Here is a 10378-nt window from a genome sequence, read left to right on the forward strand (position 1 = left end):
CCGCGGTGCCCGACCCGTCCGCGCTCCCCCGCACCGTCCCGCCCGCGGTCTCCCCCGCCGACGCCGACCGCGTCCGGGTACGGGTGGTGGCCGCGGCGCCCGGCTCGGCGGACGAACTCATCGACGCGCTGACCGCGACCGAACTCCCGACCGGGTTCACGTGGGTGGCCGGCGAGTCCGGGATGGTCACGGCCGTCCGCCGTCACCTCCTCGCCCGTGGCCAGGAGCCCGACCGCGTCCAGTTCACCGGGTACTGGCGCCTCGGCGGGCCGCTATAGCAGTCCGCCTGCCGAGTGTGCACATCGTGAGCATGCCGATCTGATCCGGCAGCCGTCTTGAGCCGCGTAGGCGATGACAACCGCCGTGCGCGCCCGCAGTGTTGGAAATAGCGAACGTGACCGCTTCTGTTAGCTATTTCGAACGTTTACGATGTGTTTGATCCGCCGAACACCGGGAGCATCATGGCAACGTTCGCCGCCCAGGCCCGGACCGTTACCGACATCGCTACGTCGGTGAGGGACGCCCGTCTCGCCGCGGGGATGAGTCAGGCCGACCTCGCGGCGGCAGCCCACCTCAATCGCTCGTGGGTGAGCCTCTTCGAGAGCGGACACACTTCCAACGCGTCACTGAGCAAAGTGCTCGCGATGATGGACGTTCTGGGCATCACGATCCGCCTGTCGTACACAGTTCCTGACTCAATGCCCCTCGTACTCGACTCAGCCCGTCGCCCACGGCGCTCGCCAGAAGAATCCGACACGGCCGATGCACCGGCGGGCGATGGCGAAGCCCTCACCACCGCACATCCGGCTCCCCTCGATGAAGCTGCCCTTGCAGCTGCTCGCGCCATTCGGGAATCCCACCGTGCCCGCGCCATTGCAGATGACCTCGACCGGCGATCGTCCAATGCCTGACAAGGAAGGTTCAGTGTCGGCAGGTTCTCGCCTGTTTCGGGTGAGCTCTCCGAGTTGCGGCAACGACGACGCCTGTCACCACCAGTCGAGCGGTGTGCCGTAGAGCCGGTCGTGCGGGATGCTGCGGGCGATGAGGTCGGCGAGAGCCTCGCGGTCGTTCATCAGCGCCGCGCCCCGGCGGGTCGGGCGGAGCTCCCCCTTGTACTTGCGCACCAGCCCCAGCGCCCGGGCCCAGTCGCGCAGCTGCCAGATCGGGTACGTCTGGTCTTCGCGATTGTTCTTCCCGATCCACTTGCGGTCCCAGCCGGTGTCGATCATCAGTTGCTCGACCATCGTCGGCGGCAGGTACCCGGCCGCGGTGAGCTTGACGCCGTCCCCGATCCGCTCCAGCAGTATCTGCAGCTTGGACGCCTCATCCTGCTGGACTTCCCGGAGGGTGGCGGGCATGTCAGCGATCTCGACCACGCGCTGTTGCGCATCGTCGAGGTCGAACGCTTCCGCGTCCCACCCCGCCCAGAACTCGAGGGTGTGCGGGTCCCAGCCGTCCGGGTCGGCGTCCCCGGCTATCCACTCGTTGTATGACCAGATCCCTCCGCAGTCCTCCGGTGGGCATGCCCGGCGACCGGCCACCACGGTCGCATCGGGGAACTCGCCGTCGTCGTCGTCAGGTTCCAGGACCTTCTCCACGGTGACGCGGTGCCACCAACTGTCACCGAAGTCGTACAGGTACAGGAACTTGTCGCCGGCACTGTGCGCCAGCTCGTCGAGTCGTACGTCGGCCTCGTCGAGCTCGCCCATCTCCCCGGCGTCGGGGTAGTCCATGGAGGCGAAGTGCTCGGCGTCGCGGTCCCGGCGCGACGACGCGTGGACGAACTCGTGCAGGTGACTGTTCGTCCAGCCCATGGCTTCCTGCAGGATCAGGTGCAGGCGCGGCAGCATGAGGTCGCTGCGCAGGTCCAGGCGTCGCCAGATGGGCGGGGACGAGTCCAGCAGCTCGACCTTGACGCGGTAGATCACCGGTGTTTCGCGCCTCGGGTGCCGCCGGTTGACGGCCGTGCGCTCCCACGGAGACTGGTAGGCAGCCCCGGCCGCCAGCGAGGCCATCAACTCGGTCTGAGGGACTCCCGCGCTCGCCAATGCGTCGAGAACCGCGTGCTTCAACTCGTCGGCCGTGAGGTCGCCTGGCCCGTACGGGCGATCTGTCGAGGGTGTCACCTCACCGACGATACGAGATGCGAGCGGCGCGCTAGGACACCCCCCGTTTGGAGAAGTAGTCTCACCTGCCATGGACACCGTCGAGCCCGGCCTGTTCGACCTACCTGAGCTCAAGCCCGAGCCTGAGCCCACCTCGCAACCCTCGCCTGCGCGGCCCCGTCCCGGCAGGAACCGCGAGACATGGTCCTGCACTGTGTCCGCGGAGGTGGCGATAGTCGACATGGCGGCGGTGACGGCGGCACTGGCCCAGTACCTTGAGGACACGGTGGTGGTCGATGCGTTCTCCGGTGCGGTGATCGAGGACCCGGCGAGCGAGGAGGCGGGGCCCGATCCCACCCTGCCGCCGCTGCCTCAACTGGCCTGGCTGATCTGGCCCACGGGCGGTGTGGAGGAGCTCCTCGAAGAGGGCGCGTTCCGGGTCCTCGATGTTGAGAGCGCTGTAACCACCGAGACCTACGACCGGGGCACGATCACGTGGACGGTCACGGTCAAGCTCACCGACGTCCAGCTCCTGCGTCGCGTCGCCACGCGAGCCCACCCCGCCGACGCCAACCTCATCGCGAACAGTCTGTCCGTCGCGTGGCAGCGCGCTGCCGACTCGTTCGCTCCCCTGCGTTCGATCCCCGGGATCTCGTGGCGGCCGGTGTCCGTCGAGGTCGAGCACGTGCCGGCGCGGAAGCGATGACGACGACGAGGAGGTCAACCAACGCCACGGGCGGCCCGTCTCGGAGAGCCTCCGGAGCGTATCGAGCTTCACCCGATCAAGTTCTCCGCGTTCGATATCCGATACCCGGTTCTGTCCAACGTGCAGCTTGTGCGCGACGTCTTCTTGCGTGAGCTCACGTGCCCAGCGCAGGCGTCGCGAAATTGCCGGTCCACCCGCTATCGAAAGTTAGGGGTCGGATGTCGGTCGCTCACCCAATTCGAGTAGCAGGTCCCGAGCGAGGAAGTATGCAGCAACTGCGACTTGCTCAGGTTCACCAATCCCCTCCTCGGCGCGTCCCGCCATTGCCGATCCGAGAGCCTCCGGGCTATGAGCGAACAATTCATCGAGGAACCCGAGGGCGTCTTCTGTTGCGGCCGCGCTGAGTTCATGGGTTCGGAGCTGCGAGAACACTGTGGCCAAGTCATGTGTACCGAACGCCTGGAGGAGCCGGTAGGCGTCGTGCGCGTCTTTGTCGTTCAGTCGGTGCGGGGCATCAGCACGCTCGGCGACCTTATGTAGTTTGGCAACCAGCAATGCTGCAGGTCCAGCTACCCGGAGGCGGGCCCGACGCTTGTCTCGCGGATCGAGCGCAGGTACATCCATTTGTTCGTTGTCGACTAAGCATGCCTCCAGTCCTCGTGCCCGGCGGGCTGCGTGCTTCGAATGCGGCGGTATCCGAGCACCTCGCGCACCGCGACCGCCTCCACCGGCAAGCTCTTCTGGGACCATGAGGTCAACCGGTATCCCTTCTCGATTGAGCCAGGATCCCGGTTGATCGGAGAGGTAGAAGCCCGCTCGCGTCATGGCGTCGTCGATGAGCGGCTCGTCTGCGACCGTGCGAGGGTCGAGCGCGACGTCACTGTCTTTCGTTGCCTCCGCGAGTGCCACCCGGAGACCGCCGGTTCGAAGGTAGACCGCTTGCGCCCCGATCAGGACGAGAGACTCCCGGTGCTCGGACAACGCCTCGGCCGCGTCCAGCAGCGCAGACCGGGCACTGACGAGCAGATCGCCACTACCCCCTCCAGGACTGTTCATGTGCCCTCATCCATTCGATCAACTCGTTCGCCTCTGCGGGTGCCCGGCCCGGCCCGGTCATGAGGTCCACAGCCACCTGGGCCGGGCGGGCGACCGTGAGCCCTTCCAACGCGGTCATGGCGCGTTCCATGACGACGGGGTAAGTGGGTTCGATCAACAGCACGTTCGCTCCCGCTTCGGTCGCGCGCAAGCCCCAGTTCGCCGCTGCACGTTCGACGTTTCGGACGTACACCATCGCCGACCTGGCTGGCGCGTAGGCAGCCCACGCTGCTGCTGCGACGGACCCGGTCAGCGCGTAGTCGACGTCCTCTTCCTCGCGCACCGTATCGAGAAGGTCCGACAGGCCCCGGGGAGCGATCCAATGGGACACGGCATTGGACCGGAGTAACTGATAGTCGTCGCTCCATCTGCGCAGAAGAGCTGCCCAATCGGACACCAGGAATCGCCGGTCAGGCAGCCGCTGCGCAAGTTCCTGATCTTCGAGAAACTGCATCACACGGTATACCGACCCCACCGAGGCATTGGCGACGTCGGCGAGTTCCCGCACACGCCATGGCCCGGGAAGATCGAGTAGCGCTCTGACTACCTTCGCTGCGGGTTCTCCCTTGAGGGTGCCCCTCGGGCGCCCTGGCCCCCGCCAGGGATCTCTTTCGGCACCACGATCCGAGACGAAGAGTGCGGGAACGGGGGATGAAACCCTCATATTGCCGGTCGCATCGATATATGAAATGCCAGCCTCGTCGAGCCGCGCACGGTCGGCGGGCGCGAGATAGCGAGTCAAGACCAGGCACCCACTGTCCGGCACCTGGGCCATAGTGTCGCCGCACCTCTTCCGAAGCGCAGGTATGTCGCGAGCTACGACGGCGCTCTTGACGGTGACACAGAATGTTGCGGCACTCCCATCGGGAGCCTCGGCGACAATCAGAGAATCGGCTCCGCCAGATGTCGACGATGTAGCGCCCTGCCTGGTATCGATCTTCCACTCCGGCGGGAGTCTCTCGCGAAGTGCCTGGGACGCGGCATCGACGAGTTCCGCCTCCGAAGGGGGTCTCGAATCTATCGTCTTGCCGTTTATCATGTTCGGATAATAGCGCCGTTCCGCAGCCAACGGAAGCGGACAATTTGCCGAACACCGCCAGCGTGACGCGAGTCAGCCCTCGCCGGGCCACTCCACGTCCTGCACGACCTCGTTGCGCCGCAGGAACCACGGCGTGAAAGGCGGGTCGAACCGGGCGTACCTGGGCGGCCCGGTGGCGACCAGCCCGGCCCGGGCGATCGCGGCCTCGAGGTCGGCCAGGTGGCGTCCATAGGCCGACTCGCTCCACCGTCCCGAGTAGCGCACTGCTGCGGCGACACGGTCGGGCACCTGCCTGACCCGCACCCGAGGATCGGCGGGCCCCGGCGCGGTCGCGGCAGTCAGCGAGGCGGGCAGCACAAAGGCGACGACGTGCTCGTCGCCGTCAGCCTCGGTCTGGAACACGGGCGCGGTCATGGCGATCTTCTCGGAACCGGGCGACTCCTGGACGACCGGTGCCGTCATGGCGATGGACCCGGCGGACTCATTGTGACCGGTGATGCACCGGAACAGCGCGCTGAATGCCTGGTTGCCGGCACTGCTGAACGACCCCCCGACGGACACCTCCGCCACGGCGTGGGAGGGGCACCGCCGCAGCTCGAACTCCGGGTGATGCTCGAGCACCTCGTAGGGCTGCTGCTCGGTCATGAATCGACGGTACGCGCGCGAGCGGCCAGTGGCGGCGCCGCGCGTCCAGTCACCGGAGACTGCCAGGCGGGCATGCCACTGGGCGACGTGGTGCGGGTGGAAGATCGCGACGACGACGATGACGACGACGACGAGGCCCACCTCCACCCGCCAGACCCGCGGCTGCCGGGTGGCGCGGAACCGGCCGGGTCAGCCCGAGAGTCCGCGGAGCCAGTCGACGATCGCGCCGGCCAGCTCGTCCGGGGCCTCCACCGGCAGCATGTGTCCGGTCTCCGGGATCTCGACGTAGGCCACGGGACCACCCGCGTCATCGTTCGCACCAGCACCAGCACCAGCACCAGCTCCGGCGCCGCTCGACCCGGCCCCATTCGCCTCAGCCCACCGCCGCTGCTCCTCGGGGGGCACCACCTGGTCGTCCGACGCCCCCACGATCAGCACCGGGACACCAGCCTGCGCGGGGAACTCGCTGCGATCGGGCCGCGCGCCGATCGCCACCGAATGGGCGGCGAACCGCTCCGGCCCGTACACCCGTGCCGCCCGCAGCCGCTCGGCCCGGACCTCGGGTTCGTGGCCGCGGTCGCCGTAGTACACCGCCTCCATGCCGTCGAGCGCGATTTCCTCGTACGCCTCCGGACTCAGGCCTGCAGCGCGGTCGGCCCGCGCCTTCGCCGACTCCGGATCCTCGGCACCTACTGGGGCGGTGACCAGCACGAGTCCGGCCAGCAGCGACGGGTGCCGCTCGGCGAGATGCATGGCCACGACCCCGCCGAGGGAATGCCCCACGACGACGCTGCCGGGCGCGACCCAGCCCGCCACCTCGTCGGCGAGCGCATCGAGGTCGGCCACGGCCGGAAGATCCACCGGCATGGCGTGGACGCCATCCGGCAGCGCGCGCATTACCGGCGCCCAGGTCTGCGCGTCACCGTGGAGGCCGGGGAGAAAGACAATGTCCGTCATGAAAACCGACCCTACGCGCGGCCACAGCGAGCAACTGGCGGGAAAGGAAACGCAGGAGGAAACCCGAGAAGAACGATGACGACGACTACAACGTCCTCTCTCCCACCAAGCCTGCCGCCCCGAAATGCCCGCGGCCGGGGACCGCTACTCCTGGCATGCCTCGGGAGAATCGTCGGCTTCGCACAGGTCGACTTCCGGCGCTTCACCGGACTCTGGCTCGACAGTCGGCTCGACAGGGGGCTCGACGGGATCCACCGTCTCTTCAGGCTTGTCCACCGCGGGAGCATTCTGGTCCTGGGCCGCAGCTGGGACACACCGGGGCCGGACGGCAAGATCTTCTCGGGGATGCTCAATCCGGACAAGCGCTCCACCTGGCTCTCGGACACCACCAGTCAGCCGGTCAGCAACTTCATGGGCTTCGGTATCGACAAGAAGGTGGAGCGCTACGTCGGGGTCCTCGACGCCGAGAAGTTCTCGGGGGTCAAGGTCTACCAGGGCCGCGGTGTGGGCGGCGGCTCGCTGGTCAACGGCGGCATGGCGGTCACGCCCAAGCGCAGCCACTTCGAGCACATCCTCCCGAATGTCGACGCGGCCCAGATGTACGGCACCTACTTCCCGCGCGCGAACGCCGCCCTCGGCGTCAACCACGTCGACCAGGCGTGGTTCGAGTCGACCCCCTGGTACCAGTTCGCCCGCGTGGGCCGGAAGACCGCGCACCGCTCCGGATTCGCCACGACCTTCGTGCCCAACGTCTACGACTTCGACCACATGAAGCGGGAAGCGGCGGGCACCGCGCAGGCCTCCGCGCTCGGCGGCGAGGTGATCTACGGCAACAACGCCGGCAAGAAGTCGCTGGATAAGACCTACCTCGCCCAGGCCGCCGCCACCGGCCGGCTCACCATCTCGCCGCTGCACCGGGTCACGGCCGTCGCCCCGGCCACCGGGGGCGGGTACCGGGTGACGATCGAGCAGATCGACGAGCAGGGCACGGTGATCGCCACCAAGAACGTCACCGCGGACCGGGTGTTCTTCGCCGCGGGCAGCATCGGGACAAGCGAGCTGCTCGTGTCGATGAAGGCGCAGGGCCTCCTGCCCAACCTGTCCAACCAGGTCGGCGAGGGCTGGGGCAACAACGGCAACGTCATGGTCGGGCGCGCGAACCACATGTGGGACGCCACCGGCTCCACGCAGTCGACCATCCCCACCCTCGGGATCGACAACTGGGCCGACCCCACCGCGTCCATCTTCGCCGAGATCGCTCCCCTACCGGCCGGACTCGAGACCTACGTGAGCCTCTACCTGGCGATCGCCAACAACCCCGAGCGGGCCCGCTTCCAGTTCAACGCCGCCACCGGCAAGGTCGACCTGACCTGGAGCGTGTCCCAGAACCAGCCGGGCATCGCCATGGCCAAGAGGGTCTTCGACAAGATCAACAAGAAGGAAGGCACCATCTACCGCACCGACCTGTTCGGCGTGTACAAGACCTGGGGCGACGACTTCACCTACCACCCCCTGGGCGGCTGCCTGCTCGGCAAGGCCACCGACAACCACGGGCGCCTCCACGAATACCCCGGCCTCTACGTGGTGGACGGGTCCCTCGTCCCGGGCAACGTGGGCGTGAACCCGTTCGTCACCATCACCGCGCTCGCGGAGCGGAACATGGACGCGATCATTGCCAGCGATCTGCAGTAAAGAGGTCGCGTGCGCGCGGGTCCGGCACGAACGGGCGACGCCGCGCGGGACGGATCCCCACCGGGGTCCGGCCCGTGCGGCGTCGTGTGGGGTGCGGGCACGAGAAACGGACGACGACGACGACGACAAAGCCGGCTCCTCTCCTCGTAGTCGCCTGCTCGACGCGCTGATGAGCGGATCAAGAACGCACCGCCCCGCGAGCCCACTCTTCCCTAGTCCAGAACCGCGGTCGCCTCGATCTCCACCAGCACCTCGGGCTCGAAGAGCATCTGGACTCCGATGAGCGAGGCCGGCGGCATCGGCAGTGACAGGCCGATCTCGGGGGCGACCGCCTCGACGCCGGCCATGAACTCGCCGATCTTCTCCGGCTGCCATTGCGTCACGTAGACGGTCAGCCTCACGACGTTCGCAAACGTCGCGCCGGCGCCGTCAAGCGCGTGGGCCACGTTGCGCAGCGCCTGCGCGACCTGGCCGGCGAGATCGGTGGGGATCGGCGCGCCGTCGGGCATGTGCGCGACCTGTCCGGCCACGTACACGTGGCGGGCCCCGGTGGCGGTGGCAACGTGGTGGTAAGGGGCGCCGGGCAGCAGGCCGGCGGGGCTGGTCAGGGTGACGGTCATGGTTCTCCAGAGGTCGGGAGCGAGTAGGTATCCATTGCCTACTTGGTCACCGGAGGTCACTTCAACGAAACTAGGTGCCATGCCTGATACTCCGCAGCCCGATTCACTCCCTTCACGCGAACACGACATCCTGGTCACCGAGGCCCACCGGGAGCTGCTCGGGCAGGTCCTGGACAAGTGGTCGTTGGCCGTGATGAACGAGCTGTGCGAGTCGCCGTGTCGCTTCAACGAGCTACGCCGTGCAATCCCGGCCGTCTCGCAGAAGTCGCTGTCCGCCACCCTCCGGCGCCTCGAGCGCAACGGGCTGATCGAGCGTCGGTTGCTCAGCAGCCGGCCGATCGCGGTGGAGTACCGGATCACGCCGCTCGGCAAGACGGCGCGCGAGCCGATCGACGCCTTGCTCGGGTGGGCCTCGGCGCACCTGCAGGAAATCGAGCGCGCTCGCAAACTGTTCGACGCCGAGCCCGCCCACGACTGACCGGGCCCCGGCCGGGGTTGACGGCCGGGGCTCATGCCGGCCGGCCGGGCTCGAGACCTACGTGAGCTTGTACCTGGCGATCGCGAACAACCCCGAGCGGGCCCGCTTCCAGTTCAACGCCGCCACCGGCAAGGTCGACCTGACCTGGAGCGTGTCCCAGAACCAGCCGGGCATCGCCATGGCCAAGAGGGTGTTCGACAAGATCAACAAGAAGGAAGGCACCATCTACCGCACCGACCTGTTCGGCGTGTACAAGACCTGGGGCGACGACTTCACCTACCACCCCCTGGGCGGCTGCCTGCTCGGCAAGGCCACCGACAACCACGGACGCCTCCACGAGTACCCCGGCCTCTACGTGGTCGATGGATCCCTCGTCCCGGGCAACGTGGGCGTCAACCCGTTCGTCACCATCACCGCGCTCGCCGAGCGGAATATGGACGCGATGATCGCCAACGACCTGTAGTAACTACCGCGCGACGGTACGCACGGGCCGGCTCCCTCGACTGGGGTCCGGCCCGTTCGTCGTGGTGCGGGAAGAAACGGGACGACGTCGAAGTCCACCTCCACCCCGACAGGCCCGTTGCTGCCGAGTCTCGCGGAACCGGCCGAACTGCCCCGGGAATCCGTGGAGTCAGTCGACGAGCGGCGGGCCTGGCGGCGTCGTCGGCCGGCTGGATCTTTGACACCTCGTTCGTCGTCGCCACGGCGTGGGCGGCGATCGCGGTATGCACCTTCACCGGCTCGCGCGCCGGGCGGGCGTTCTTAACCGCACTGCCGGCGGGCAGCACGGTCATCGGGCTGAGGAGCGCGGTGGCCCCTCAGTCCGCGGCGATGGGTAGCGGCGACCTCATCCTGGCCGCCCACCCCACGTTCATGTCGCTCAACTCCCTCGCGGTGGTGCTCGTGGGAATCGCGGTCCTGGCACTGTTCTACCGCCCGGACCTCAACGACTACTTCCGCGCCCAATCCCCCGACACCACCGGCAGCAGCGAGATCCCCCTGCTCAGTTCGGCAACCTCGGCCCCGTCTCGGATGTCGCCG

The 10378-nt window shown here is 67.8% G+C and carries 13 protein-coding genes and 2 pseudogenes; 8 read left to right on the plus strand and 7 right to left on the minus strand.

Features of this window, described 5'->3' with window-relative positions:
- A partial coding sequence (locus tag G6023_RS11590; protein WP_182635600.1) for an SIP domain-containing protein occupies positions 1–278 on the plus strand: 278 nt, incomplete at its 5' end.
- Between the two features lie 183 nt (positions 279–461).
- A complete protein-coding gene (locus tag G6023_RS11595) occupies positions 462–911 on the plus strand; it encodes a helix-turn-helix domain-containing protein (protein WP_132064185.1) in 450 nt (149 codons plus the stop codon).
- A gap of 75 nt (positions 912–986) precedes the next feature.
- On the opposite strand, the gene G6023_RS11600 is transcribed toward G6023_RS11595, so the two are convergent.
- Positions 987–2126, minus strand: a complete 1140-nt coding sequence (locus tag G6023_RS11600; RefSeq protein ID WP_347570766.1) for a plasmid pRiA4b ORF-3 family protein — start codon at positions 2124–2126, stop codon at positions 987–989.
- 70 nt (positions 2127–2196) lie between these two features.
- On the opposite strand from G6023_RS11600, the gene G6023_RS11605 reads away from it, so the two are divergent.
- On the plus strand, positions 2197–2811 hold the full coding sequence (locus tag G6023_RS11605; protein ID WP_187700144.1) for a hypothetical protein: 615 nt from the start codon (positions 2197–2199) through the stop codon (positions 2809–2811).
- A 51-nt stretch (positions 2812–2862) separates the two neighbouring features.
- Here G6023_RS11605 and G6023_RS16185 read toward each other — a convergent pair.
- From G6023_RS16185 to G6023_RS11630, 5 genes and pseudogenes are all read right to left on the minus strand, one after another.
- A pseudogene (locus G6023_RS16185) lies at positions 2863–3012 on the minus strand (XRE family transcriptional regulator); the annotation flags it as partial.
- A gap of 6 nt (positions 3013–3018) precedes the next feature.
- Positions 3019–3867: a hypothetical protein gene (locus G6023_RS11615; RefSeq protein WP_182635602.1), complete on the minus strand. Its 849-nt coding sequence runs from the start codon at positions 3865–3867 to the stop codon at positions 3019–3021.
- Positions 3845–4945, minus strand: a complete 1101-nt coding sequence (locus tag G6023_RS16015; RefSeq protein WP_241727829.1) for a type IV toxin-antitoxin system AbiEi family antitoxin — start codon at positions 4943–4945, stop codon at positions 3845–3847. The genes G6023_RS11615 and G6023_RS16015 overlap by 23 nt, the downstream gene beginning before the upstream one ends.
- A gap of 72 nt (positions 4946–5017) precedes the next feature.
- A complete protein-coding gene (locus G6023_RS11625; RefSeq protein ID WP_347570767.1) occupies positions 5018–5737 on the minus strand; it encodes an SOUL family heme-binding protein in 720 nt (239 codons plus the stop codon).
- Positions 5738–5779: 42 nt separating this feature from the next.
- Positions 5780–6547 carry an alpha/beta fold hydrolase gene (locus G6023_RS11630; protein ID WP_182635604.1) on the minus strand — a complete coding sequence of 256 codons (768 nt, stop codon included), beginning with the start codon at positions 6545–6547 and terminating at the stop codon, positions 5780–5782.
- A gap of 75 nt (positions 6548–6622) precedes the next feature.
- On the opposite strand from G6023_RS11630, the gene G6023_RS11635 reads away from it, so the two are divergent.
- Positions 6623–8239, plus strand: coding sequence for a GMC oxidoreductase (locus tag G6023_RS11635; protein WP_241727830.1), 1617 nt, complete (start codon positions 6623–6625; stop codon positions 8237–8239).
- Positions 8240–8451: 212 nt separating this feature from the next.
- Here G6023_RS11635 and G6023_RS11640 read toward each other — a convergent pair whose 3' ends face one another.
- On the minus strand, positions 8452–8859 hold the full coding sequence (locus tag G6023_RS11640; protein WP_182635606.1) for a RidA family protein: 408 nt from the start codon (positions 8857–8859) through the stop codon (positions 8452–8454).
- 79 nt (positions 8860–8938) lie between these two features.
- Between G6023_RS11640 and G6023_RS11645 the strand changes: the two genes are divergently transcribed.
- From G6023_RS11645 to G6023_RS11655, 4 genes and pseudogenes are all read left to right on the plus strand, one after another.
- A complete protein-coding gene (locus G6023_RS11645; protein ID WP_182635608.1) occupies positions 8939–9337 on the plus strand; it encodes a winged helix-turn-helix transcriptional regulator in 399 nt (132 codons plus the stop codon).
- A gap of 52 nt (positions 9338–9389) precedes the next feature.
- A pseudogene (locus tag G6023_RS16385) lies at positions 9390–9572 on the plus strand (GMC oxidoreductase); the annotation flags it as partial.
- Positions 9573–9584: 12 nt separating this feature from the next.
- Complete coding sequence (locus G6023_RS16390; protein ID WP_472986438.1) at positions 9585–9800, plus strand: GMC oxidoreductase; 216 nt, start codon at positions 9585–9587, stop codon at positions 9798–9800.
- 347 nt (positions 9801–10147) lie between these two features.
- Positions 10148–10378 (plus strand): hypothetical protein (locus G6023_RS11655; protein ID WP_182635610.1); only part of this gene is annotated, 231 nt, incomplete at its 3' end.

It is taken from the genome of Dietzia sp. DQ11-71, from assembly GCF_014144995.1.
Classification (GTDB): Bacteria; Actinomycetota; Actinomycetes; order Mycobacteriales; family Mycobacteriaceae; genus Dietzia; species Dietzia kunjamensis.